The organism is Siccirubricoccus soli (assembly GCF_024178315.1).
In the GTDB taxonomy this organism is placed as follows: domain Bacteria; phylum Pseudomonadota; class Alphaproteobacteria; order Acetobacterales; family Acetobacteraceae; genus Siccirubricoccus; species Siccirubricoccus soli.
This window is the reverse complement of the sequence record NZ_JAMZIK010000114.1, coordinates 1-23,454: the sequence shown is the minus strand read 5'-3', so window position 1 is coordinate 23,454 and position 23,454 is coordinate 1. Positions and strand designations below refer to the sequence as shown.

The 23,454-nt window shown below is 71.6% G+C and carries 18 protein-coding genes; 8 read left to right on the top strand and 10 right to left on the bottom strand.

Going from position 1 to position 23,454, the window contains the following annotated elements; genetic code table 11:
* Together NJ376_RS18190 and NJ376_RS18185 are read right to left on the bottom strand one after the other, a co-directional pair.
* The coding region (locus NJ376_RS18190; protein ID WP_252954705.1) for an AsmA family protein at positions 1-2,464 on the bottom strand (2,464 nt) is incomplete at its 3' end.
* Between the two features lie 29 nt (positions 2,465-2,493).
* Complete coding sequence (locus NJ376_RS18185; protein ID WP_252954704.1) at positions 2,494-3,483, bottom strand: RluA family pseudouridine synthase; 990 nt, start codon at positions 3,481-3,483, stop codon at positions 2,494-2,496.
* A gap of 89 nt (positions 3,484-3,572) precedes the next feature.
* On the opposite strand from NJ376_RS18185, the gene NJ376_RS18180 reads away from it, so the two are divergent.
* Positions 3,573-4,067, top strand: a complete 495-nt coding sequence (locus NJ376_RS18180) for a septal ring lytic transglycosylase RlpA family protein (RefSeq protein ID WP_252954703.1) — start codon at positions 3,573-3,575, stop codon at positions 4,065-4,067.
* 68 nt (positions 4,068-4,135) lie between these two features.
* On the opposite strand, the gene NJ376_RS18175 is transcribed toward NJ376_RS18180, so the two are convergent.
* Together NJ376_RS18175 and NJ376_RS18170 are read right to left on the bottom strand one after the other, a co-directional pair.
* Positions 4,136-4,708 (bottom strand): DUF924 family protein, encoded by a 573-nt coding sequence (locus NJ376_RS18175; protein ID WP_252954702.1) that lies wholly within the window; start codon positions 4,706-4,708, stop codon positions 4,136-4,138.
* Positions 4,705-7,611 carry an FAD-binding and (Fe-S)-binding domain-containing protein gene (locus NJ376_RS18170; protein ID WP_252954701.1) on the bottom strand — a complete coding sequence of 969 codons (2,907 nt, stop codon included), beginning with the start codon at positions 7,609-7,611 and terminating at the stop codon, positions 4,705-4,707. The genes NJ376_RS18175 and NJ376_RS18170 overlap by 4 nt, the downstream gene beginning before the upstream one ends.
* Positions 7,612-7,871: 260 nt before the next feature.
* Here NJ376_RS18170 and NJ376_RS18165 point away from each other — a divergent pair, with 260 nt between their 5' ends.
* On the top strand, positions 7,872-9,056 hold the full coding sequence (locus NJ376_RS18165; RefSeq protein WP_252954700.1) for a pyridoxal-phosphate-dependent aminotransferase family protein: 1,185 nt from the start codon (positions 7,872-7,874) through the stop codon (positions 9,054-9,056).
* A gap of 280 nt (positions 9,057-9,336) precedes the next feature.
* Here NJ376_RS18165 and NJ376_RS18160 read toward each other — a convergent pair whose 3' ends face one another.
* Positions 9,337-10,428: an extracellular catalytic domain type 2 short-chain-length polyhydroxyalkanoate depolymerase gene (locus tag NJ376_RS18160; RefSeq protein WP_252954699.1), complete on the bottom strand. Its 1,092-nt coding sequence runs from the start codon at positions 10,426-10,428 to the stop codon at positions 9,337-9,339.
* Positions 10,425-10,550, bottom strand: coding sequence for a hypothetical protein (locus tag NJ376_RS28800; RefSeq protein WP_256476432.1), 126 nt, complete (start codon positions 10,548-10,550; stop codon positions 10,425-10,427). The genes NJ376_RS18160 and NJ376_RS28800 overlap by 4 nt, the downstream gene beginning before the upstream one ends.
* Positions 10,551-10,779: 229 nt before the next feature.
* Here NJ376_RS28800 and NJ376_RS18155 point away from each other — a divergent pair, with 229 nt between their 5' ends.
* Both NJ376_RS18155 and NJ376_RS18150 read left to right on the top strand, forming a co-directional pair.
* A complete protein-coding gene (locus tag NJ376_RS18155) occupies positions 10,780-11,868 on the top strand; it encodes an FkbM family methyltransferase (RefSeq protein WP_252954698.1) in 1,089 nt (362 codons plus the stop codon).
* Between the two features lie 483 nt (positions 11,869-12,351).
* Positions 12,352-12,990, top strand: a complete 639-nt coding sequence (locus NJ376_RS18150) for a VOC family protein (RefSeq protein ID WP_252954697.1) — start codon at positions 12,352-12,354, stop codon at positions 12,988-12,990.
* Between the two features lie 237 nt (positions 12,991-13,227).
* Here NJ376_RS18150 and NJ376_RS18145 read toward each other — a convergent pair whose 3' ends face one another.
* Entirely contained in the window at positions 13,228-13,830 is a 603-nt protein-coding gene (locus NJ376_RS18145; RefSeq protein WP_252954696.1) for a class I SAM-dependent methyltransferase, read from the bottom strand.
* A 131-nt stretch (positions 13,831-13,961) separates the two neighbouring features.
* Here NJ376_RS18145 and NJ376_RS18140 point away from each other — a divergent pair, with 131 nt between their 5' ends.
* Positions 13,962-15,362 (top strand): PleD family two-component system response regulator, encoded by a 1,401-nt coding sequence (locus NJ376_RS18140; RefSeq protein ID WP_252954695.1) that lies wholly within the window; start codon positions 13,962-13,964, stop codon positions 15,360-15,362.
* 114 nt (positions 15,363-15,476) lie between these two features.
* Here the strand turns inward: NJ376_RS18140 and NJ376_RS18135 are convergent, their stop codons facing one another.
* Together NJ376_RS18135 and NJ376_RS18130 are read right to left on the bottom strand one after the other, a co-directional pair.
* Positions 15,477-16,475 carry an LLM class flavin-dependent oxidoreductase gene (locus tag NJ376_RS18135; RefSeq protein ID WP_252954694.1) on the bottom strand — a complete coding sequence of 333 codons (999 nt, stop codon included), beginning with the start codon at positions 16,473-16,475 and terminating at the stop codon, positions 15,477-15,479.
* A 201-nt stretch (positions 16,476-16,676) separates the two neighbouring features.
* Entirely contained in the window at positions 16,677-17,564 is an 888-nt protein-coding gene (locus NJ376_RS18130; RefSeq protein WP_252954693.1) for a LysR family transcriptional regulator, read from the bottom strand.
* A gap of 105 nt (positions 17,565-17,669) precedes the next feature.
* Between NJ376_RS18130 and NJ376_RS18125 the strand changes: the two genes are divergently transcribed.
* A complete protein-coding gene (locus NJ376_RS18125) occupies positions 17,670-18,137 on the top strand; it encodes a cupin domain-containing protein (RefSeq protein WP_252954692.1) in 468 nt (155 codons plus the stop codon).
* A gap of 229 nt (positions 18,138-18,366) precedes the next feature.
* Positions 18,367-20,034 carry a thiamine pyrophosphate-dependent enzyme gene (locus NJ376_RS18120; RefSeq protein ID WP_252954691.1) on the top strand — a complete coding sequence of 556 codons (1,668 nt, stop codon included), beginning with the start codon at positions 18,367-18,369 and terminating at the stop codon, positions 20,032-20,034.
* 436 nt (positions 20,035-20,470) lie between these two features.
* Here the strand turns inward: NJ376_RS18120 and atzD are convergent, their stop codons facing one another.
* Entirely contained in the window at positions 20,471-21,598 is a 1,128-nt protein-coding gene (gene atzD, locus NJ376_RS18115; protein WP_252954690.1) for a cyanuric acid amidohydrolase, read from the bottom strand.
* A gap of 85 nt (positions 21,599-21,683) precedes the next feature.
* On the opposite strand from atzD, the gene htpG reads away from it, so the two are divergent.
* The coding region (gene htpG, locus NJ376_RS18110; protein WP_252954689.1) for a molecular chaperone HtpG at positions 21,684-23,454 on the top strand (1,771 nt) is incomplete at its 3' end.

The following is a 23,454-nucleotide window of genomic DNA, read 5'->3' as shown; positions in this document are numbered from 1 at the left end:
CCGCGGCCAGCACCGCGCCGCAATCCGGCAGGTTGCCGCCCGCGCCGGGCACCAGGTTGCGCGGCCCGCCCAGGGCGCCGAGCACGCCATCGGCGAGGTTGCCTGGGGTGCGCAGCAGCCCTTCCGCCGTGCCCAGCGCGCCGCCCGCCGCCGCCGCCGCATAATCCGCCCGCGGCGCGGCGAAGCGCCCGGTGACCGGCACCGGGGCCCGGATGCGCACCAGATTCACCCCGGGGATCGGCAGGGCGAGGTCCAGCTCCAGCCGCAGCGCCAGGGTCTCGTCGCGCAGATTGGCGCTGCCGCCGCCGCCGACCTTGCCCAGGCTGCCGTCCACCAGCAGCGCCTGACTGCGGGCGATGCCGTCCTGCACCGCGAAGCGGGCGGCGGCGCAGGCCACCTCCAGCCGGCCCTGGGCCAGCCCGGCCACCTGCGGCAGGGCCTGGCGGAATTCCCCGATGGCGCGGGAGAGCATGCTGCCCTGGCCCTGATCGATATGGCCGGAGGTGAGCGCCAGGGCGGCATGGCCATCGGTGCTGCCCGCCACCGCGCGCAGATCCCGCCCATGCCCGGCCAGGTCGATATCCACCTCCAGCCGGCCGGAGATGTTCGCCGGAGCGCCCAGCGCGGCGAGCAGGGGGGGCAGGTCGAGCCCCTCCGAATAGACCGCGCCGGCCACTCGGGGCGGGTCCTGGGTGGTATCGGCGTTCAGCCGGGCCGCGAACTGCCCGCCCGGCAGGGTGGCGGTGGGCAGATGAAGCTGGGCGCGGCCCTCCGCCGACTCCAGGACGAGCTGCACCTGGCGGATGGCGACGCCGCCGGCCCGGAGCTGGCCGATCTGCCAGCGCAGCCCGGCATCCAGGCCCTTCAGCGCCTCCACCGGCAGGGGCAGATCGGGGATCACCCGGCCATCGGCGGGGGCGGGGCCGGGCGCGGCCGTGGGGGCGGCGGGCTGGCCGGGCTTCGCCGGCGGCTTCAGCGCATCCAGGTCGATCCGGTCGGAGGCGAGGGCGCCGCGCAGCCCGGGGCGGGGCGCCGTCTGCAGGGTGAGGTCCCCGGCCGCATCGAAGGCAGAGGAGGTGAGCCGCAGCCCGCGCAGCACCGCGCCGTTGGCGAAGCCCGGATCGCGCTCTGCCAGCCTGGTCTCGAGGGCGATATCGGTGACCGGGGGCAGGGGGCTGCCGGCCAGGGCGGCGAAGGGCTCGAGGCTCGGCACCTTGAGGCTCAGGGCAAGGTCCACCCCGGCAAGCTGCGCCAGCCGGGCGATGACGCCCTGGACCCTGGCTTCCGCATTGGCTGCCGTCAGCGTCAGGTCCAGCGGCCAGGGTCCGGGCTGGCCTTGCAGCAGCGGCGCCGGGGCGCCGAGGCTGCCGGCCAGGGTGAAGGGCAGGGCGCCGAGGCTGCCCCGCGCCTCGATCTGCGCATCCTGATCGGGCTGGGGCAATTGCAGGCTGGCCGCCGCCAGCTTCAGCCCGGGCAGCAACGTGTCCAGCGCGCTCTCGCCGATCGTCAGGCGCAGGCCGGAGATTTCCGGCAGCCCCGCCGGGTTGGCGGTGGCCGGCTCGGCGACAGTGGCGGCGAGGTCGATGCCGTGCAGCGGCGGCAGGGCGAGGCCCGGCACCAGCGGCGCCAGCGCCTCCAGCGCCGGCACCTGGGCCGCGACGTTGCCGCGCCAGCCCCGCCCGGCCAGGGGCTGGGCGAGGCTGCCATCGACCGCGAGATGGGCGCCGGCGGCGTCCAGCGCCAGCTTCACCGGCCAGGGCGCAGCGGGGGGTGGGCCGAACAGGGCGGCGAGCGGGCCGGTCTCGCCGCTCAGCCGGAAGGCGGTGCCATCCAGCGCCAGCTCCCCGCCGAAGCCGATCGGGCCGTTCTGCGCGCTGGCCTCGAAGCGCGGCACGGCGAGGACGCGGCTCTGCCCCGTGGCGCCGTTCCGCCAGGTGAGGCGACCTTCGGTGATGACCACGCGCTGCACCGCCAGCTGGTAGCCGGGGCCGGCGGGCTCCGCCGGGGCGGTGGGCGAGGGGGCGGGCGACGGGGTCCCGCCTTCCGGGGCGAAGGCCCAGTTCGGCCGGCCCTGCGGGTCGGTCTCCAGCAGGATGTCGGGGCCGAGCAGCACCAGCCGCCGCACCTCCACCCGGCGGGAGAGCAGCGGCAGCAGGGCCAGCTCCAGCTCCGCCCGCCGCATTTCCAGCATCTGCGGGCGGGAGCCGCCGGGCATATTGGCCAGCGCCACCCCCTCCACCGCCAGGGTCGGCACCAGGGAGGGCTTGAGGCTGATCGGGCCGGACAGGGTGAGCGCCCGGCCGGTCGCCTGCTGGACCGCCGCGGCGATGCGCGGCTTCTGCGCGTCGAGGTCGAGGGTGGCGAGCAGCACCGCGAGGCCGCCCAGCGGCAGCAGCACCAGCACCGCCAGGCCGAGCAGCACCCAGCGCAGCCAGCCCCGGCCCTTGCCCCGTGTCCCGGACATCGTCCTCTCCCTCAGCTCTCGCCCCGGCCTCAACGCTTCCCCGGTGCTGCCAGGCGGCGCGGCTTCGGCGTCTTCGGCGCCTCGAAGCCGAAATAGGCGAAGGTCTCCCGCATATGGGGCGGCAGGGGCGCCGCCGCCTCCAGCACCCCGCCCTCCGGATGCGGCAGGCGGAGCGCCCGGGCATGCAGATGGAGCTGCCCCGGCAGGCCTTCGAGATGCGCGGCGATGCCGCCATATTTTCCGTCGCCCAGGATCGGGGTGCCGAGGCCCTCCGCGCAATGCACGCGGAGCTGATGCGTACGGCCGGTCAGCGGCTTGAGCTCCAGCCAGGCGACGCGGCGGCGGGCGGCGTCCAGGGTGCGGAAATCGGTGATGGCGCGGACGCCCTCACGCGGGTCGTCCACCGCCATGGTCCGCTCCCCGCGCGGGCCGCCCTGCTTCGCCAGGGCGAGGTCGATGCGGCCTTCCGTCGCTTCCGGCTGCGGCACCACCACGGCCCAGTAGGTTTTCTCCACATCCCGGCCGCGGAAGGCCTTGGCGAGGAAGGCGGCGGCGGCGGCGCTGCGGGCCAGCAGCAGCACCCCGGAAGTGTCGCGGTCCAGCCGGTGGACCAGGCGCGGGCGTTCCTCGGCGTCGAAGCGCAGCGCGTCCAGCATCGCATCCAGGTTGCGGGTGATGCCGGGGCCGCCCTGCACGGCGAGGCCATGCGGCTTGTCCAGCACCAGCACGCTGTCGTCCTGGTAGATGACCATGCGCTCCAGCTCGCGCGCATCGCGCTCCGAGACCGGCTTGCGGTCCGGGACCGGGGCGGGGCCCTCCGGCAGGGGGGGGACGCGAATGGCCTGGCCGGGTTGCAGGCGGGTATTCGCCTCCACCCTCTTGCCATCCACCCGGATCTGGCCGCTGCGCAGCATCTTCTGCAGCGCCCCCTGGGTAAGCTGCGGAAAACGGCGGCGGAACCAGCGGTCGAGCCTGGTATCGGCTTCCGACTCCTGGATGGTGAGGGTTTGAACGGTCATGGTGGAAGGAGGATTAGCACCGGCCCTGCCTGCGGTGGAAACGGAGAGCCGCGGCGAACCCCGCACCCTGTCAGGCGTATCGAAGCGCCATGACGCGCAAGATCGGATGGGCCGCGCTGGCGGCCCTCGCCGTGCTCGGCGTGACCGTTGAGCACGGCCTCACCTCCCCCGCCGCCGCGAAGGACCGGCAGGCACATGTTGCCGGCGCAGAGCGTCCCCGGCAAGCGCGCAATCGCGCCGCGGCTTCACAACCGCATCACCAGGTCCAGCGCGGCCGGGCGAGCTATTACGGGCCGCGCTTCAATGGCCGGCGCATGGCGAATGGCGCGCGGTTCAACCCGAACTCCAATGTCGCGGCGCACCGTTCGCTGCCGCTGGGCACCAGGGCGCAGGTCACGAATCTCGAGAACGGGCGAACCACGGAAGTGCGGGTGGAGGACCGCGGGCCCTATGTGCGTGGGCGGGTGATCGACCTGACGCCGCGCACGGCGGAGGAACTCGGCATGCGGCACCAGGGCGTGGTGCCGGTGGAGGTCAGACCCATCGAAGTGCCAGACCGCGACCAGCGGGTGGCGCAGCGGTAAGGCGGGAGGGGCTTTGCCCCTCCCGGACCCACCCCGCCAAAGGCCGAAGGGCCTTTGGGACACTGGCTTCAGAAGCCGCCGCCGGCGGCGAGCCAGGCCAGCTCCGCAGGCGTGCTCTCCCGGCCCAGGACGGCATTGCGGTGGGGGAAGCGGCCAAAGCGCTGGATGACGGCGCGATGGCGCCAAGCATAGTCGATGGTGCCGCCCGGCGCGCGATGGACCGGATCGTCGCGCAGACCCTCGAACAATGCGACGGAGAGATCCTGATCCGCCATCGCCTCGCCATGCTCGAAGGGCAGGTAGAGGAAGGAACGCTCGGTCGGGGTCAGGGCGAGGTCGAGGCGCCGCTCTAGCACCACGCGGCGAGCGATGGCGCGGGCATGGGCATCGCTGGCAAAGGCCTCCGCGCTGTTGCGGTGGAGGTTGCGCGGGAACTGGTCCAGTACCAGCAGCAGGGCGAGCGCGCCCGGCGGCGTCTCCGCCCAGACATCCAGCCTGCCCTCGCGCGCCGCAGGCACCAGCGCGGCGAAAGCCGCGCGAATGGCGTCATCGAAGGCATCGTCGCGTTGGAACCAGCGCTCCTGGAAGGCGTGCCGGTCCCCTTGGAACCAGAAGGCGAGGATCGCTTCGGGACTGCTCATGCCAGGGCCATCTCCAGTACGCGGATGCCGTGCAGGGCCTCCCGCCCGGCCAGGTCCTTGATCTGGTGGCGGCAGGAGGTGCCGTCGGCGACGATCAGCTCCCCCGCCGGCACGGCGCGCACCGCCGGCAGCAGGGACAGCTCGGCCATCGCCTTGCTGGTGGCGAGGTTGGCGGCTTCGTAGCCGAAGCTGCCGGCCATGCCGCAGCAGGAGGAGGCGATGGGCTGCACCTTCAGCCCGGGCACCAGGTTCAGCATGGCGACGGCGGCGGGGAAGGCGCCGAAGGCCTTCTGATGGCAGTGGCCATGCACATGCGCCGCCGGCGCCACCGGCTTCAGGGCAAGCTTCGGCTTCTCCCGCGCCAGGAATTCCGAGAGCAGCAGGGCGCGTCCGGCCAGCGCCTCCGCCTCGGCGCCCGGGAGCAGGCTGGGGAATTCGTCGCGCAGGGTGAGGAGGGAGGAGGGCTCCAGCCCCACCACCGGCGCGGTGAAGGCGGAGAGCGCCTCCAGCGTGCGGCTTGCCTCGGCGCGCGCCTCCTCCACCAGCCCGGCGGCGAGCAGGGTGCGGCCTTCATCCAGCGGCCGCGTGCCGCGCTTCGGCCGGGCCACCACGGGACGGTAGCCGGCGGCCTGCAGCACGCGGGCGGCGGCACGCAGATTCTCCGGCTCGAAATAGCGGTTGAACAGATCGGGGTAGAGGATGACCTCGCCCTCCCGCCCGCTCGGCGCCGGCAGCTCCGCATCATGGAAGGCGTTCAGGCGGAAGCGCGGCAGGCGGCGGTCCGCGGCGAAGCCGAACAGCGATTGCATGAGCCGCGGCAGGCCCGGCACCCATTCCCGCGCATTGGCCAGCGGCGGCAGCATCGCGGCGAAGGGCGCCCAGCGCGGCATGCTGGCGATCAGCCGATCCTTGGCGTTGAGGCCCTGCGTGCGGGCGCGCGCCGCCATCGCTTCGATCTTCAGCTTCGCCATGTCCACGCCGGTCGGGCATTCCCGCTTGCAGCCCTTGCAGGAGACGCAGAGCGCCAGCGCCTCATGCACCGCCTCGGAAGCAAGGCCGCCGGGCAGCTGGCCGGTCAGGGCAAGGCGCAGGGTGTTGGCCCGGCCGCGCGTCAGATGCTGCTCGTCCTTGGTGACCCGGTAGCTGGGGCACATGACGTTCGCGTCGAATTTCCGGCAGGTGCCGTTGTTGTTGCACATCTCGACCGCGCCCAGCAGCCCGCCTTGCGGGCCGGGCCAGGCGGACCAGTCGAGGACCGGGGTGATAGCAGGATCGGCGGCGTAGCCAGGGAAGTAGCGGAACAGCGTCCGGTCATCCATCTTTGGCGGGCGGACGACGCGCCCCGGGTTCAGCAGCCCGGCGGGGTCGAAGGCATCCTTCACCGCCTCGAAGGCGCGGGCGATGCGCGGGCCGAACATCGTCTCGTTGAACTCGGAGCGGACGATGCCGTCGCCATGCTCGCCGCTATGCGAACCCTTGTATTCGCGCACCAGGGCGAAGCATTCCTCGGCGATGGCGCGCATGCGGCGCACATCCGCCGGGTCCTTCATGTTCAGCACCGGGCGGACATGCAGGCAGCCGACGCTGGCATGGGCGTACCAGGTGCCCTTGGTGCCGTGCTTCTCGAAGACGGCGTTCAGCCGCTCGGTATAGTCGCCGAGATCGGGGAGGGAGACGGCGCAATCCTCGATGAAGGAGACCGGCTTCCCGTCCCCCTTCATGCTCATCATGATGTTGAGCCCGGCCTCCCGCACCTCGGCGATGGCGGCCTGGAAGCCGGCCTCCGTGGCGCGCACCACCTGGCCGGGCAGGCCGAGATCGCCCATCATCTCCTCCAGCCGGTCCAGCGCCGCCAGCAGCGGCGCATCCTCCTGGCCATGGAATTCGACGATGAGCAGGCTGTCCGGCTCGCCGATCAGCATCCGGTCGATGGTGGCGCGAAAGAGCGGGATGGAGCGGCCGAGATCGATCATGGTGCGATCGACCAGCTCCACCGCCTCCGGGTCCAGCGTCACCAGATGCTGGGCGGCATCCATGGCGCGGCGGAAGCTGGGGAATTGGCAGATGCCCAGCACCTTGCGCGGCTTCACCGGCCACAATTTCAGGTCCAGCGCGGCGGAGAAGGCGAGCGTCCCCTCGCTGCCCACCAGCAGCCGGGCGAGGTTGCCGCGCCCCTCGGCGCGCGCCGCCGGCGTCAGGCTCTCGATGTTGTAGCCGCCGACGCGGCGGAGCTGGTTGGGGAAGCGCGCCGCGATCTCCTCCGCCTCCCGCGCGCCGAGGGCGCGCAGGCGCTGGATCAGGTCGGCGATGCCGGCGGGCACCTCGGCGCCGAGATTGTCCGGCAGCTCCCCGAAGCGGAAGCGGCTGCCATCGGCCAGCAGCGCGTCGATGGCGGTGACGTTGTCCGCCATCAGCCCGTAGCGGATGGATTTCGACCCGCAGCTATTGTTGCCCGCCATGCCGCCGATGGTGCAGCGCTGCCAGGTGGAGGGATCGACGGGGTAGAACTGCTTCGTCCGAGCGATTGCGGCGTTCAGCGCACCGAGGGTGATGCCGGGCTCGACCCGCGCCGTCCCGTCCTCCACGCTCAGCACGCGGTTCAGGTATTTGGTGCAGTCCAGCACCAGGGCGCGGTTCACCGTCTGGCCGCATTGGCTGGTGCCGCCGCCACGGGGCAGGACGGGGATGCCGGCATCCCGGCAGATCGCCAACGCGGCTTCCACATCGGCAATGGAGCGCGGCACCAGCACCCCGACCGGCTCCACTTGGTAGATACTGGCATCCGTCGCGTAGCGGCCGCGATCGGCGGCGCTCCACAGCACCTCGCCCGCCGTCTCGCGCCGCAGGCGTTCGGCCAGGGCGCTGTCGCCGATGCGGTCCTTGGGGATGGTGAAGGCGTTCATGGCGCGGGTCCTGTTGCACCCCCACCCTGCCGCCGTGAGGCGGGGAGGTGGGGATCACCCTCACCCTCCCACGCCCTTCGGACGCGGGTCCCTCCCTCCCCCGCAAGGCGGGAGAGGGCTGGGGTGGGGGCCTCTCATCCTGCATCTACCCCGCCGCCGCCCGCCTGTCCGATCTATAATACTCATCAATCCGACAAGGGGTTCTCATTGGCGATCCAGCATGGATCGCGCCATAAACCTCGGCAGCAAGGGAGGGCCCCATGGCCTATTACCAGTCGAAGCCGGTTGCCGGCCGCCATTTCCTGCAGATCCCGGGCCCGACCAACGTCCCGGACCGCGTGCTGCGCGCCATGGACAACCCGACCATGGATCACCGCGGCCCGGATTTCGGCCGCTTCGGCAAGCAGCTTCTGGACAAGCTCCGGGCGGTGTTCAAGACCGAGCAGCCGGTGGTCATCTACCCCGCCTCCGGCACCGGCGCCTGGGAAGCGGCGCTGTGCAACACCCTCTCCCCCGGCGACCGGGTGCTGATGTGCGAGACCGGCTGGTTCGCCCATCTCTGGCGGGAGATGGCGGAGCGCCTCTCCCTGAACGCCGAGTTCATCGAGACGGATTGGCGCCGCGGCGCAGACGCGCCGGGCATCGAGGCGCGGCTGCGCGAGGACCGCAACCACGAGATCAAGGCCGTCGCCGTCGTCCATAACGAGACCAGCACCGGCTGTACCAGCCGGATCGCGGAGGTGCGGAAGGCGATCGACGCGGCTGGCCACCCGGCGCTGCTGCTGGTGGACACCATCTCCTCCCTCGGCTCCATCGACTATCGCCATGATGAATGGGGCGTGGATGTCACGGTCGCGGGCAGCCAGAAGGGGCTGATGCTGCCGCCCGGCCTCTCCTTCAACGCTATCAGCGAGAAGGCGCTGAAGGCGGCCGAGACGGCGAAACTGCCGCGCAGCTTCTGGGACTGGAAGCCGATGCTGGCGGCCAACGCCACCGGCTACTTCCCCTATACGCCGGCCACCAACCTACTCTACGGGCTGGATGCGGCGGTGGACATGCTGCTGGAGGAAGGGCTGGAGAGCGTTTTCGCCCGGCATGACCGGTTCGCCGAGGCGACGCGCCGGGCGGTCCGCGCCTGGGGCCTCGAGATCCAGTGCGAGGAGCCGCGGCACTACTCCTCCTCCCTGACCGCGGTCCGGGTGCCGGAGGGGCACAGCGCCAATGCGCTGCGGGCGACGATCCTGGAGAAGTTCAACATGTCGCTCGGCAATGGCCTGGGGCGGCTGAACGACCGGGTGTTCCGCATCGGGCATCTCGGGGATTTCGGGCCGCTCTCCCTCATCGGCACCCTGGGCGGGGTGGAGATGGGGCTGGCCGCGGCCGGCGTGCCGCATAAGCCGGGCGGGGTGCAGGCGGCGATGAGCTATCTGAACGGCAACGCCTAGAGCGTTTGCGGTTTACATGCGTTCACCGAAAACGCTCTACGCCTTTGTTTGCAGAGCAGATTCACGCCTTCGGGCGATGCCGCCCTGCGGCGATCTGCTCTAGGACGAGGGGGATGCTGTCCCCCTCATGCTCCCGCAGCCGAAGGCCGAAGGGCCTTTGGTAACCATGAGGTCTGGCTCCGACGGTCGAACCAGCCGACCCAAGGGTTCCAAGGGACCTTCCAGCCCTTGGCGGATGGGGTTGGGCGCACTGCGCCCAACGAGGGCGGCAGGGCCTCCCTCAATTCTCGCGTCCGGTCACCCTCTGCACCATCCCCCACAACGCCCTTACCTGCACCCCTTCCTTCGTCGGGTAGTCGGCGTCGTACCCATACCCCCACCAATTCCAGCACCCGCGCGGATTGGCATTGAACGCATCCGTCAGCCGGGGCGGCTGGAAGTCGCGGGTCGAGCTGGCCGCCGCCTGCGGGTAGAGCACGATGATCCGGTTGCTCTCCGCCCAGTCGTTCAGCCCGTTCTGCCGCAGGAAGGCCTCGCCCACCGCCTCCAGCGATTGCCGGCAGCCATGCAGCGCCACATGCAGCCGGCAGCCCGGCGCCGCCGCGCCGCAGCCCTCGGGCAGGTAGATCGCGCCCACCTCGCCCAGCCCGTGCCGGCGCAGCTTGCCGCCCGGGCCGAATTCCGCTTGGTCGAAGCGGATCAGCCCGGCGTCCCTCGCCCTGCCCTTCGGTTCCAGGGGGCCGTACAGTGCCTGTAGCACTGCCCCCGCCAGGTCGAAATCGCAGTCGTTCACATAGGGCGGGGCCTCGGCGGGGCAGGCGCCGCCGGCCGTCTCGGTGATCCAGCCATGGCCAGGATGGCCGCCGGGCAGGGCGCCGTCCTGCAAGGTGATGTTCGTCGCCTTCACCCCCAGCGCCTGGTACAGCGCGACCGCCCGGCGCACCGTCTCGCTGCGCACCACCGTGTCGGCATCGCCGGTGAAGGCGTAGAGCCGCGCCCCCGCCAGCGCCGCCAGCGGGTCGATCCGCCCCGCCGCCGCCAGCCGCCGCGCCAGGTCGGCATAGGCCTCCGCCGGGCGCAGCCCCGCCGGCTGGCTCATGCAGGGCCCGATCGCCAGCGCCGCGAGCGACCGCAGCACCCCGCGCGAATCCAGGCTCTCCACCGCGCAGCCATAGAGGCCGCCGGCGATGATCGCCGCCCCGGCGATCCCCTGCGCATGGGCGATATGGAGCTGCGCCGCCATGAAGGCGCCGGAGGAGAGGCCGGAGACCGTCACCTGCGCCGCATCGGCGCCAAGCCGTGGCAGCGGCGCCTCCGCCACCGCCGGCCGGGCCAGCAGCAGCGCGAGGAGCAGCAGGCCGAGCCGCCTCATCGGCCGGTCCCGCCCACCTCCAGCAGTAGCGCCTTCCATTCCTCCTGCGCCGCCCAATTGCCCTGCTGCAGCGCCACCAGCCGGCCGAACCCTGCCATGCCTGCCACCAACTGCTCCGCCATCTCCGCCTCCCCGGGGCCTGACGTGCCAGGATAGGCCCCTCCACGGCCGGGCCGCAGCCCCTACCGGTGGTTGCCGCGGGGCCGGGAGGCCGCCAAGACTGCGGCAGGACGACCCGTTTCGTTCGCCGTGGAAACGCCAAAACGTTGTTGACAGGGTTCGTGCTGCGGGCGATCGCGCCCACTCTGCCACGCCACCGATCCGGCGAGCTGGATTTCGAGGAGCTGCACCATGGGTTGGGACAAGCTGACGAGCGCGGTCCGCCGTGCTGTACAAGGCGAGGCCCCGACGGCAGCTACAACGGCTGGGGTCACGGCCGAGGATATCTCTCTCGCCTTCGAGGTGCTGCTCCGGCGCCCGCCTCATGGCAAGGACGACATCGCTCATCACTTGTCCCTGGGTTTCAAGAATCGCTTCGAGCTTGGTGACTATCTCTGCGTGACGGACGAATTCCGCGCCCGAATGGACCGGCTCGCGGCAGAGGGCCTGGTGCCTTCTTCTCGGAGCGAGCACATCACCCGCCGCCCGGTCACTGTCTTTCTGGGCGATCGCGTTCTGACTCAGACCCATCGAGGCTTCCGCATCTACTGCGTGCCGACCGATGTTGATCTGACTCCCCACCTCATTCTGCATGGCGGCTGGGAGACGCATGTGGAGCAGGTCATCCAGCGCCTCCTGAGGCCGGGGCAGCAGGCCATGGATATTGGCGCGAACATTGGATACCACACTCTTAGCATCGCGGCGGCGGTGGGCGGCAGCGGCCGGGTACACGCCTTTGAGGCGAACCCGGCACTTCAGAACTTGCTGTATTCCAGCATCTTCATAAACGGCATGTCGTCCTACGTGCAGGTGCATCCGCTGGCTGTCACGGATCGGCCGGGTTCTATCGTCCTTGCCTCCCAGCCGCTGCATTTCGGCAGCGGTAACGTCGTGCCGGAGCGGGCGATGGATGATGGCTACCACAACGCCTACTCCAACCGGGTGGAGGTTCCGTCGATCAGCCTCGATACCTTCTTCCCGTCGGACGCTGTTTTCGACCTGCTCAGGATCGACATCGAAGGCGCGGAACCCTTGGCTCTGCGCGGCGCCGAGGCACTGATTCGCCGCTCGCCCCGCCTCCAGATCCTATGCGAATGGTCGGTCGGGATGATGTCGGCACGTGCCGATGTCGGGGCCTTCGTCGCATGGCTGGTGGAACTCGGCTTTCGGTTCTGGCTCATCACGCCAAGCGGGAGGCTAGAGGCTCTCGATACCGCCCGCATGCCTGATTTACCTCACAGCGACGTCGTTATCAGCCGGCACGAGCCCGAGAACGGCTAGGGGCCCGGCTCCAGGGGAGCGATTCTGGCCGGACTTCCTCGCCGTCACCCCGAACCGCCGGACCCCGACGATTGTCGGTCCGGAAGGGGTCGGCGGGCGTTCACTTCGCCCTCCCGGGAGCGGGCGGTCCTGGGCTGCCTGGTGGAGCGGGCCACCCCCTGCTGCCATCGGCCCGCCGGGCGTTGGAGAAGCGGCCGGCGGAGAGCGCCTGGCCAGGCCGGACGACGGCAGCGCCGACATCGCCGTGCCGCCCTGGATCCGCCCGGAACGTCGCGGCGTTGATTTGGCGCATTACCCCGCCGTGCAACCCTGGCATGATGCCGTTGCGGCGCGGCCGGCGGTGCAGTGCGGCGGTGTTGGCGGAGCGCCAGCGCCGCCGGGCCATCACCGGGACCGTCCCGGGGCGATGTTCGGGAAGACGCAATTCGCGGTGCGCCGGGGCGTGCCGCCAGGGAGGGTCCCGGCGGGGCCGGGGCAGGACGGATGGCCGAGATCGACCACATCGTGCTGGGCGCGCGGAGCCTGGAGGAGGGCGCTGCCTTCGTCGAGCGGCACCTCGGCATCCGGCCACGGCCGGGGGGACAGCACCTCGGCTTCGGCACCCACAACATGCTGCTCGGCCTCGGCCGGGGCGTCTATCTGGAAGTGATCGCGCCGGACCCGGCGCAGCCGGACCCGCCCCGCGCCCGGCCCTTCGACCTGGACGACCCCGCCCTGCGCCAGGCGCTGGAGGCGGAGCCGCGCCTCATCGCCTGGGTGGCGCGGACCCCGGTGCTGGAGGCGGTGATCGCCCGGCTGGGCCACCGGGGCGGGGAGGTGGTGGCGATGACCCGCGGCGACCTCTCCTGGCGCATGGCCTTCCCGCCGCAGCGCCAGGACATGGACAACCTGATCCCCGCCCTGATCCAGTGGCAGGGGGAAGGCGCTTCTTCCCGGCTGCCGGACAGTCATGCGCGCCTGCTGCAACTGGAAGGAGAGCATCCGGAGGTGGATGCGGTGCGGGCGGCGCTGGCCGAGCGCGGGCTGGAGGAGGCGCTGAAGCTCCGCCCTGGGCCGCATGCCCGGCTGGTGGCAAGGCTGCGCCGCGCCGATGGGGTGGAGGTTGCCCTGGCTTCAGGCTGAGCGGTGGCGGATGAACCCGCGGCTGGTGTTCCTGTTCCCCGTACGACATTCTGGTTGTGCCCGGCGAGCCGGCTGCCCTTCTACCCTGCCGGGTTTCCGTGATATCTAGCCGGACAATGGGCGGCGGAATTGGCATCTGTCATGCCCTTTGCTGGGGCATATCGAATGCCGGGTTGCGAGGCGAAGGCTGCCGGTGAAGCGCCAGGGGCGCGGCTCAGCCTGCCCTGGCCCGGTGGCTCAGCCGGCCGCCGGTCGGTATCGCCAGACGCTGGCCGGGGGGAAATTCAACGGGGTCCAGGCTTCGCGCCGTGCCGTCAGCCCCAGCGCGCGGTAGGGCAGCGGCGAGGTGACGCAATAGGTATAGAGGAGGAAGCCACGCCCCGGCGCAACGCGTTCCACGGCCGTCACGAAGCGCCGCTGCTGCTCCAGCGGCAGCAGCACCAGCGGAATGCCGCAAATCGCCGTGCCCACCTTGCCGTGCAGCCGTTCCGGCAACGCGTCCGGCAGCGCGAAGGCGTCGCCGCAGACCACCTGCACCCCCGGCAGGGAGTCCCGCAGATGGTCGGCCATCTCCGGCACGATCTCCACCACCACCAGCTTCTCCGCCGGCACCCCGGCCGCGAGCAGGGCGCGGGAGACGACGCCGGTGCCGGCGCCGAGCTCCACCACCACCTCGTCCGGCCGGCGCTCGACCAGCGCCGCGATCCGGCGGCAGAGCGCGGGGGAGGAGGGGATGACGGAGCCCATCTGCAGCGGGTTGGCCAGCCAGCGCCGGAAGAACAGCAGGGCGTTCGAGCCTCGCTCCGCCCGTGTCGATCCGCCCGCGGTCAATTCCGACATGCTGCTCTCCGTTGCTGTTCGCGCCGCCGCTGGGCCGGCCGCCCCGCACCACTAGGGGCCGGGATGCAACCGGGGGAGGGGGCTTCGGCCGCTGCGGCCTGCCCTGCACATAGATTTCATGGGGCGGTCACATGACCGCCCGGATCCTCGTGGTGGACGACATCACCGCCAATTTGCGGCTGTTGGAAGCCAAGCTGCTGAACGAGTACTACGACGTCACCCTCGCGGCCTCCGGGCGGGAAGCGCTGACGGCGGTCGCGCGTTCCGCCCCGGACGTCATCCTTCTCGACGTCATGATGCCGGAGATGGACGGCTACGAGGTCTGCCGCAGGCTGAAGGCCGACCCGGCCACCGCCCACATCCCGGTCGTCATGGTCACCGCCCTGGTGGACCAGGCGGAACGGGTCCGCGGCCTCGAGGTGGGGGCGGACGACTTCCTGTCGAAGCCGGTGGACGACGCTACCCTGTTCGGCCGGCTGCGCGCCCTGCTGCGGGTGAAGCAGGTGCAGGATGCCTGGCGGCTGCAGGGCGAGACGGCGCGGGCGCTGGGCTTCGACCCGCCGGCCGACCCGGAGGCGCAGGTGGCCGGGGCGCGGGTACTCGTCGTCGGCGAGGACGGGGAGGAGATCGTCGCCGTCACCGCCACCCTGGCTGCGGACGGCATCCTGGCCCGGGGCGCCGCCGGCGCCCGGGCGCTGGACACCCTGGCCGAGGGCGGCTTCGACCTGGCGGTGATCTGCCTGACCGGGACCGGGGTGCAGGAGCTGCGCCTCGCCTCCCGCCTCCGCGCCCAGGGCGTGACGCGCGATCTGCCGATGCTGCTGGTGGCGGACCGGGCGCAGCGGGACCTGGTGCTGCGCGGCTTCGAGTTGGGCGCGAACGACCATGTGCTGCGCCCGGTGGACCCGAACGAGCTGCGGGCGCGCAGCCGCAACCAGATCCGCCGCCGGCGCTACCAGGAAAAGCTGCAGGAGGAGCTGGACCGCTCCCTGCAGATGGCAGTGACGGATCCGCTGACCGGGCTGCGCAACCGCCGCTACCTGCTGCGCCACCTGGAAGCGGTGCTGTGCGGCGGCGATGCGGCGGTGCTGCTGCTGGACGTGGACCGCTTCAAGCCGATCAACGACCATCACGGCCATGCGGCCGGAGATGCCGCGCTGTATGAGGTGGCGCAGCGGCTGAAGACGCATCTGCGTGCCGCCGATGTGGTGGCGCGCTATGGCGGCGAGGAATTCGTCGTGGTGCTGGCCGGGGCGCCGAAGGAATACGCGCTGAACGTCGCGGAGCGGCTGCGCCTTGCCCTCTCCAGCACCGCCATCCCGGCGGGCGGCCTGAACCTGGCGGTGACGGCCAGCATCGGCCTGGCCATGGTGCCGGCCGGCAGCACCGCCGAGGCCGCCATCAGCGCCGCGGATGCCGCGCTCTACCGCGCCAAGGCACAGGGCCGGGACCGGGTGGAGATGGCGCGGCCCGGGGATTTCATCCTGGGCGCCGGCCCAGCGGTGGCGCCGAACCCGCTGCGCCGGGCCTGAGCGCCTGCCGCCAGGGAGGGCGCTCGGCGGCCCGTGCCGCGTCGCCAAGGGACCCGGCGGCGGGCCGCCCGGCGATGGAGGGCGGCCGATCTGCCAGGATCGGCCGCCGTTGCATCAGCCGAAGATCTCGCCCAGGCGGCGGATGCTGCCGAGCGCCCTTTCCTGCGGCAGGCCCGGCCATTGCACCCGCATGATGAAGTGGTCCACGCCCAGCGTCTCCCGGTAGCGCGCCACCTCCTCCTTCACCGAGACCTTGTCGCCGATGATGAAGCGGTTCTTCACGAATTGCTCGAAGGGCATGCCGAACATCGCCTCGTCGGTCGGCGCCGCCTGGCCGCCGCCGAGGCCCCAGGCGGCATAGGCGGCGTATTTGTAGCGCAGGGCTTCCCGGCATTCCTCGAAGGCCGTGGCATGGCTCTCGCCCACATAGCATTCGCGGGCGATCGGGTATTCCAGCGGCGTCCGCCCGGCCTCCGCCAGGGCGGCGCGGTAGACGGCCATCTGCGCCGCGACGCTGTCGATGGTGGAGGCGTTGACGATGAGCCAGGCATCGCCGATCCGCGCCGCCCGCTTCACCGCCGCCTCCACCGTCGCCGCCACATAGATGGGCGGGCCGCCGGGACGCACCGGCGGGCAGCTCAGCGCCGAATCCCGCAGGGTGTAGAATTTGCCCTCATGCGTGACCTTCTGGCCGGTGAAGAGCTTGCGCATCAGGCCGATGCTCTCGCCGAAGCGGGCGGCGCGCTCGCTCAGCGGGATGTCGAAGGCGGTGAACTCCGCCTCCCGGTAGCCGAGGCCGACGCCGAGCACGTAGCGGCCGCCCGAGAGCAGGTCGAGCGTCGCCGCCTCCTCCGCCACCATCACCGGGTTCAGCAGGGGCAGGATGCGGATGTTGGGGCCGACGGTCATCCCCTCCGCCTCCCGCAGCAGCCAGGCGAGCAGGGGCATGGGCTGGGGCATCTGCACCGGGCCGATGATGTAGTGGTCCGGGAACCAGAGCGAGGCGAAGCCGGAGTCGCGCGCCTGCCGCACCTGTGCGGCCAGTTCCGGCAGCCTCGCCGGCAGGCTGTCGCCTTCCGGGAATTGGGTGTTCAGGAACAGCCCGACCTTCATGGGGTAACTCTCCTCCCGTGCTGCCTCCAGCATGGCGCATTTCGCCGCGCCGGGGCAGGGCGGCCCGAACCGGCCCCGACGGACGCAGCGCGCCCACCCCCGTTGAACCCGACGCGCCTAGCCCATGGTTTCCAAAGGCCCTTCGGCCTTTGGTGGGGGGAGCCCGAGGGGGGCGAAGCCCCTCTCGGCACCGCCGCCGGGCTATTCCGCCAGCCCCGCCGCGCGAAAGGCGCGGAGGATATGCTCGACGAAGAGCCGCACCGTCGGCGCCAGCAGCCGGCTGCTGGGATAGACGGCGAAGATCCCGCTTTCCGGCATCCGCGCCTCCGGCAGCACCTGGCAGAGCCGGCCCTCCGCCAGCGCATCCGCCACCACCCAATCCGGCAGCGCCACCAGCCCGATGCCGGCGAGCGCCGCGGCCCGCAGGGATTCCGCATTGTCCGTGACCAGCACCGGGCGGATGGCGATGCTCTCCTCCGCCACCTGCCACTGGTCACGCCAGGCGAGCGGGGCGAAGCCGATGCAGGCATGGCCGGCGAGCTCCACCGGCGCCGCGGGTGCGCCGCGCGCCGCCAGATAGGCCGGCGCGCCGACGATGACGATGCGGGAGCGGCCGAGCCGCCGCACCACCAGCCCCGGCGCCGGATCGGGCGTGACGCGGATGGCGAGGTCGAAGCCGTCCTCCACCAGCCGGGCATGGCCGGCGCCCTCCACCAGCTCCACCGTCACCTGGGGATGGGCGGCGAGGAAGCCGGCCATCGCCGGCACCAGCCAGCGCGCGGAAAAGCACTCGGGCACGGCGATGCGCAGCCGGCCCGAGGGGGCGCTCTGCAGCGCCTGCACCGCAAGGCGCGCCGCCTCCGCCTCCGCCAGCAGGCGGCGGCAGTGAGTGTAGTAGGCCTGCCCTGCCTCGGTCGGGCGGATGGTGCGGGCACCGCGATCCAGCAGCCGGGCGCCCAGCCGTGCCTCCAGCGCCCGCACGCTCTCGCTGACCGAGGATTTCGCCGCTTGCAGCCGGGCGGACGCGGCGGTGACACTGCCGGTCTCCACCACGGCGACGAAGGCCTCGATGCCGTCGAAGGCGCGCATGGCGGGATTGTTCGGCGCGGCGAACGCGCTGTCCAGACGGAAGCCTCGCCCCGGCGGCCGCGCCTCGGCAGGCTCTGCCCGGCCGGGAGGGCAGAGGAGGCGAGGATGCTGGACGTAGCGCAGGCGGGGGTGACGGTGACGGCCGAAGGCGAGGGCGAGGTGCTGGATGTCTTCGGTGCCGCCATGGTGGTGAAGCAGGAGCCGGCGCTCGCCGGGCTGTTCCTCGGCGAACATCGGGTGCCGCCCGGCTATGTCGTGCCGCCGCATGTCCATGCCGAGGACCATGAGAGCTTCCTCATCCTGGAGGGCGAGCTGACCCTGCTTTCGCCGGAGGGCGAGCGCCGGGCGCGGCCGGGCGATGCGGTGGCGCTGCCGCGGGGCTCCTGCCACGGCTTCCGCAATGACGGCGCGGCGCCGGTGCGCTTCCTGGTGGCGGCGACGCCGGGTCACCAGGCGCTGGCGATGTTCCGCGCTTTCGACGCGGCCGGGAGCTCGGCGGGGCCGGGCGGGCTGGTGCCGGCGGAGATCATCGCGATCTGCGCCGCGCATGGGGTGAGGGTGGTGGTGGGGTGAGCAGGGGCTCCGCCCCCGGGCCCGCCCGGGCCAAAACCTGGCCCGGACCGGTCTGGATATGCTGGTTCAGCCTGCCGACTCGCGCCGGGGCCCGGGGGGTGGTCCACCCCCCGGCGGGGGTGCAGGGGGCCGCGCCCCCGCCCGGATCAGGAGATAGCGCCCCGGGTGACGCCCCGCCCGCGCCGCGCTAGACCAGCCCGACGGATCGCAAGGACCGGGGGAGCGACAGATGGCGGAAGCAAGGCTCGGCGGGCACATCCTGGCGGATGCGCTGGTGGCCCAGGGGGTGGAGCATGTGTTCTGCGTCCCCGGGGAAAGCTATCTGGACCTGCTCGACGGGCTCTATGCCCAGCGCAACCGCATCGCCACCACCACCTGCCGGTTCGAGGCGGGCGCGGTCCATATGGCCGAGGCCTATGGCAAGCTGACCGGCAAGCCCGGCGTGGCGGTGGTGACGCGCGGCCCCGGTGCCTGCCACGCCGCCATCGGCGTGCATGTGGCCTTCCAGGACAGCACCCCGCTGGTGCTGCTGATCGGCCAGATCCCCTTCGAGGAGACGGATCGCGAATCCTTCCAGGAGGTGGACTACCGCAAGATGTTCGCCCCGCTGGCCAAGTGGGTGACGCAGATCGACGACGCCGCGCGCATCCCGGAGCTGATGGCGCATGCCTTCGACGTCGCCACCTCCGGCCGGCCCGGCCCGGTGGTGGTGGCGATCTCCGAGGAGATGCAGCGCGAGATGGCCGTGGTGCAGGACCTCGCCCCCGCCCCGGTGCTGCCGCCGCACCCGGCGCCGGAAGCGATCCCGCGCCTGATGGAGCTGCTGGGCAAGGCACAGAAGCCGCTCGCCGTGCTCGGCGGCAGCCGCTGGAGCAAGGAAGGCCGCGCCGCGATCCGCGACTTCCTGGTGGCGAATGACATCCCCGTCGCGGTCAGCTTCCGCCGCCAGGGGCTGTTCGACGGCACCCATCCGAATTTCGTCGGCGATCTCGGCGTCGGCGCCGATGCGGGGCTGGTGAAGGCGGCCAAGGGCTGCGATCTCTTCCTCGCCATCGGCACCCGCATCGGGGAGCCGGTGAGCCAGGGTTACACGCTGTTCGACATGGCCGGTGCGACGCCCATCGTGCATGTCTATCCGGACCAGGCGGAGATCGGCCGGGTCTACCGCCCGGCGCTCGGCATCACCTCGGACCTCAACGCCTTCGCGCTGGCGGCCAAGGCGGCCAAGCCGGTGGCGAAGCCGGTGTGGAGCGGCTGGCGCGCCGAGCTGCGCGCGGCGCGCGAGGCCCAGGCCAAGGCGCCGGAGTATGAGGGGCCGCTGAACCTGGCGGTCGCGCTGCAGGCGCTGGAGAAGGCGCTGCTGAAGGACACCATCTTCACCACCGATGCCGGCAATTTCGCCACCTGGCCGACGCGCTTCATGCATGTCTCGGAAAACCAGGACTTCCTTGGCCCGACCAACGGCGCCATGGGCTATGCGGTGCCGGCGGCGATCGGCGCGAAGATCACCCATCCGGACCGCACCGTCATCGGTTTCGTCGGCGATGGCGGCTTCCTGATGACGGGCCAGGAGCTGGCGACCGCCTTCCACGCCAACGTCGCGCCGGTGATCCTGGTGTTCAACAACGGCATGTACGGCACCATCCGCATGCATCAGGAGCGGCACTATCCGGGCCGCGTCTCCGCGACCATGCTGACCAACCCCGACTTCTCGAAATTTATCGAGAGCTTCGGCGGGCATGGCGAGGTGGTGGAGGCGACGGATCAGCTCGTCCCCGCCGTGCAGCGCGCCATCGCCAGCGGCAAGCCGGCGGTGGTGGAGGTGCGCACCAACCCCGAGCAGGTGACGAACCGCCAGACCATCGCTCAGATGCGGGCGCAGGCGGCGAAGGGCTGACGTCAAGGTCGAGGAGGGCGCTGCCCTCCTCGAGCTCCACCCGCCAAGGGCCGAAAGGCCCTTGGAACCCCTGAGTTTGACAGAACATCGGGCCGTGCCGGAGAATCCCGCCCCGGTGCTGCGGTGCGACCACGGCGCGCCGCCGTGGCCAGGAATGTGCAGCGCGTCGCCAGATGCGCCGCGCGGAATGCAGCGCGGCCGATCCGGACCTGGAACAATCCCCGATCGGCCGGGATCGCCTGATCGGCTTCCTGCCCTGGCAAACATGGTATCCGGGGCAGCCTGTCTTCGACCTGATGGATCACGGGGTGATCCATCAGGTCGGAGGCTGCTCTAGAGCAGATCGCGTTCAGATGGAATCATCTGAACGCGTGAAGATGCTCGCAAACCAACGGCCTGGAGCATGCTGCGTAAGCGCAAGCGAACGCAGCATGCTCTAGACTCCGCGGCGGGCGATCACCGCCACCGGCCCGCCGCCATCCGGCCCCTGATGCTCCGCCCCGCCCGAGACGAACAGATCCGTCCGCCCCACCGCCGCGGCGATGACGCCGCCGACCAGCGCCCTGGCATGGCGCGTGGCATTGATGTCGCTGTCATCCCACATGATGTGACGCCGGCCGCGGATGCGGCCGGTGGAGGCGGGCTCCGCCTTGGCCAGCACGGCGACCAGCCGCGCCGCCTCGGCGGGTGGAAGCTGGCCGCCGCCCGGCGCCAGCCCCGCGCCGCGCAGCGCCTGCTGCACGGCGGGCAGGTCGATGGCGTCCTGCATCACCGCATGGGCGATGGCGAGGTCGCCGCCCCAGGCGGGGCTGTTGCCCATCACCACCACCTCGCCCCGCAGCAGCTCGATGCCGGCGGAACAGCTCGCCCGGCCGGAGAATAGCGACCAGTCGGCGCCGATCGCCGCCTCCTCCAGCACCGCCTCCGCCACCTCCCCCAGCGCCAGGGCGACGCCGAGGGCGGAGGCGCCGCGGGAGAGGCCCATGGAATGGTAGGTGTCCTCGGTCGACACCGTGGCACCCCGCGCCTTGGCCGCCGCGATGCGCTCATTGGTCAGCAGCGGGCATTTCACCTGGACGTAATGGACATCCGCCGGGTCGGCGATGCCGGCCTGGTCCATCGCTTCCCGCACCGCGGCGGCGGTGGCCCGCACCTGCGCCAGTCGCCCCAGCGCTTCCGGCGGCAGCTCCGGGGTGAAGCCGGTGCCGAGGGCGAGGGCAGGGGGGCCGGAAGGCGCGGTCGCCTCCCGCACCCCGAAGACCAGGAAATGCGGGGAAAGCCCGCCCTCCGTCCCGCCCGACATCACCAGGGCCACCCGCGCCTGCACCGCCTCCGGCGTGCTGCCCAGCCTTGCGGCCAGCATCCAGCTCAGCGCCTCCACCGCATAGGCGCGCGTGAAATCGTTGACGCAGCCATTTCCCTCGGTTTTGCCGAGGATGGCCACCACCTCCTCCGGCCGCATCGCCCCGCTGTCGAACAGCGCGGCCACGGCGGCGGCATCGCCCGGGTGGCGGGCCGGCACGCGGTGGACCAGGGCGGTGCGGCGGGACATGGCATTGGGCATGGCGGGACTCCTTCGGCTTGAAACGGCACGGCAAGCGCCGCATATCGCCGGCCGCCAAGCCCTTGATAGCATCGGAGGAACCGCGGTGAGCGAGACCCTGGAGCGGCATGAATTCGGTGCCGAGGTCGGGCGCCTGCTCGACCTCGTCGTGCATGCGCTCTATTCGGAGCGTGAGATCTTCCTGCGGGAGCTGGTGGCGAATGCCGCCGATGCGGTGGACCGTCGGCGGTTCGAGGCATTGACCGACCCCGCCCTCTCCCTGCCGGCCGAGCCGAAGCTGCGCATCGTCCCGGACAAGGCGGCGCGGACCATCACCCTCTCCGACCCCGGCATCGGCATGAGCAAGCCGGAGCTGGTGGAGCATCTCGGCACCATCGCCCGCTCCGGCACGCTCGCCTTTGCCCGCCGCCTGGCGGAGGCGCCGGCGGCGGAGAAGCCCAGCCTGATCGGGCAGTTCGGCGTCGGCTTCTACTCCGCCTTCATGGTGGCCGAGCGCGTCGAGGTCACCTCCCGCCGCGCCGGCACCGATGAAGCCTGGCGCTGGGCCAGCGAGGGAAGCGGCGAATACACCCTGGCGCCGGCCGAGCGGGCCGAGCCCGGCACCGACATCGTCCTGCACATCAAGCCGGACGCCGAGGAGTTCCTGGAGCCGCTGCGGCTGCAGACCATCATCCGCAAATGGGCCGACCACATCACCATCCCCATCCTGATCGTGCAGGATGGGAAGGAGGAGCCGGCGAACGAGGGCACCGCGCTGTGGCGCAAGCCGAAGGCGGAGGTGACGGAGGAGCAGTACGCCGAATTCTACCGCCATGTGGCGCATGCCTTCGACACCCCCTGGGCCACGCTGCACTGGCGGGCGGAGGGCACGGTGGAGTTCGCCGCCCTGCTCTTCATCCCCGGCATGAAGCCCTTCGCCGCGGTGGAAGGAGACCGGGAGAGCCATGTGCGGCTGCATGTCCGCCGCATGTTCATCACCGACAGCGCCGGGCTGCTGCCCTCCTGGCTGCGCTTCGTGCAGGGCGTGGTGGATACCGAGGATCTGCCGCTGAATGTCAGTCGGGAGATGCTGCAATCGACGCCGGCCCTGGCCCGCATCCGCCGCGCCGTCACCACCCGCGTGCTGGGCGAGCTGAAGAGCAAGGCGAAGGAGGCGGAGTCCTATGCCGGGTTCTGGGAGAATTTCGGCCCGGTGCTGAAGGAGGGCGTCTGGGAGGATGCCGAGCACCGCAAGGACCTCGCCGCCCTGCTGCGCTTCCGCTCCTCCGCCGCCGAGGGCTGGGTCTCATTGGCCGATTACGTGGGGCGGATGAAGCCGGGGCAGGAGGTGATCTACGTCCTGCTCGGCGACGATGCCGAGGTGCTGAAGACCTCCCCGCAGCTCGAGGGCTTCCGCGCCAAGGGCGTGGAGGTGCTGCTGCTGACCGACCAGATCGACGCCTTCTGGCCGGAACGCATGGCCGAGTTCGAGGGCAAGCCGATCCGCAGCATCACCCAGGGGACGGTCGATCTCTCCAAGGTGGAAGGCGCGGCGCCGGAGGGCGAGGCGGCGGATCTTGCGGCCTTGCTGCCGCGGCTGCAGGAGGCGCTGAAGGAGGAGGTCTCCGAGGTGCGCGGCACCGACCGGCTGGTGGAGAGCGCCGCGGTGCTGGCGGCGCCGCAATACGGGCCGGATCTGCAGATGCAGCGCCTGCTGCGTCGGGCCGGGCGCGGCAATGGCGGCGCCCTGCCGGTGCTGGAGGTGAATCCCCGCCATCCGCTGCTGCGCCGGCTGGCGGCGCTGCCGGACGGCGATGCGGCGCTGGCCGAGCAGGCGGGGCTGCTGCTGGACCTGGCGCGGGTGCAGGATGGCGATG

What these genes read in the sequence shown, in the direction of transcription:
- NJ376_RS18185 (WP_252954704.1), bottom strand. Translation starts at nt 3,483, where the DNA reads ATGACCGTTCAAACCCTCACCATCCAGGAGTCGGAAGCCGATACCAGG.
- NJ376_RS18180 (WP_252954703.1), top strand. Translation starts at nt 3,573, where the DNA reads ATGACGCGCAAGATCGGATGGGCCGCGCTGGCGGCCCTCGCCGTGCTC.
- NJ376_RS18175 (WP_252954702.1), bottom strand. Translation starts at nt 4,708, where the DNA reads ATGAGCAGTCCCGAAGCGATCCTCGCCTTCTGGTTCCAAGGGGACCGG.
- NJ376_RS18170 (WP_252954701.1), bottom strand. Translation starts at nt 7,611, where the DNA reads ATGAACGCCTTCACCATCCCCAAGGACCGCATCGGCGACAGCGCCCTG.
- NJ376_RS18165 (WP_252954700.1), top strand. Translation starts at nt 7,872, where the DNA reads ATGGCCTATTACCAGTCGAAGCCGGTTGCCGGCCGCCATTTCCTGCAG.
- NJ376_RS18160 (WP_252954699.1), bottom strand. Translation starts at nt 10,428, where the DNA reads ATGAGGCGGCTCGGCCTGCTGCTCCTCGCGCTGCTGCTGGCCCGGCCG.
- NJ376_RS28800 (WP_256476432.1), bottom strand. Translation starts at nt 10,550, where the DNA reads ATGGCGGAGCAGTTGGTGGCAGGCATGGCAGGGTTCGGCCGGCTGGTG.
- NJ376_RS18155 (WP_252954698.1), top strand. Translation starts at nt 10,780, where the DNA reads ATGGGTTGGGACAAGCTGACGAGCGCGGTCCGCCGTGCTGTACAAGGC.
- NJ376_RS18150 (WP_252954697.1), top strand. Translation starts at nt 12,352, where the DNA reads ATGGCCGAGATCGACCACATCGTGCTGGGCGCGCGGAGCCTGGAGGAG.
- NJ376_RS18145 (WP_252954696.1), bottom strand. Translation starts at nt 13,830, where the DNA reads ATGTCGGAATTGACCGCGGGCGGATCGACACGGGCGGAGCGAGGCTCG.
- NJ376_RS18140 (WP_252954695.1), top strand. Translation starts at nt 13,962, where the DNA reads ATGACCGCCCGGATCCTCGTGGTGGACGACATCACCGCCAATTTGCGG.
- NJ376_RS18135 (WP_252954694.1), bottom strand. Translation starts at nt 16,475, where the DNA reads ATGAAGGTCGGGCTGTTCCTGAACACCCAATTCCCGGAAGGCGACAGC.
- NJ376_RS18130 (WP_252954693.1), bottom strand. Translation starts at nt 17,564, where the DNA reads ATGCGCGCCTTCGACGGCATCGAGGCCTTCGTCGCCGTGGTGGAGACC.
- NJ376_RS18125 (WP_252954692.1), top strand. Translation starts at nt 17,670, where the DNA reads ATGCTGGACGTAGCGCAGGCGGGGGTGACGGTGACGGCCGAAGGCGAG.
- NJ376_RS18120 (WP_252954691.1), top strand. Translation starts at nt 18,367, where the DNA reads ATGGCGGAAGCAAGGCTCGGCGGGCACATCCTGGCGGATGCGCTGGTG.
- atzD (WP_252954690.1), bottom strand. Translation starts at nt 21,598, where the DNA reads ATGCCCAATGCCATGTCCCGCCGCACCGCCCTGGTCCACCGCGTGCCG.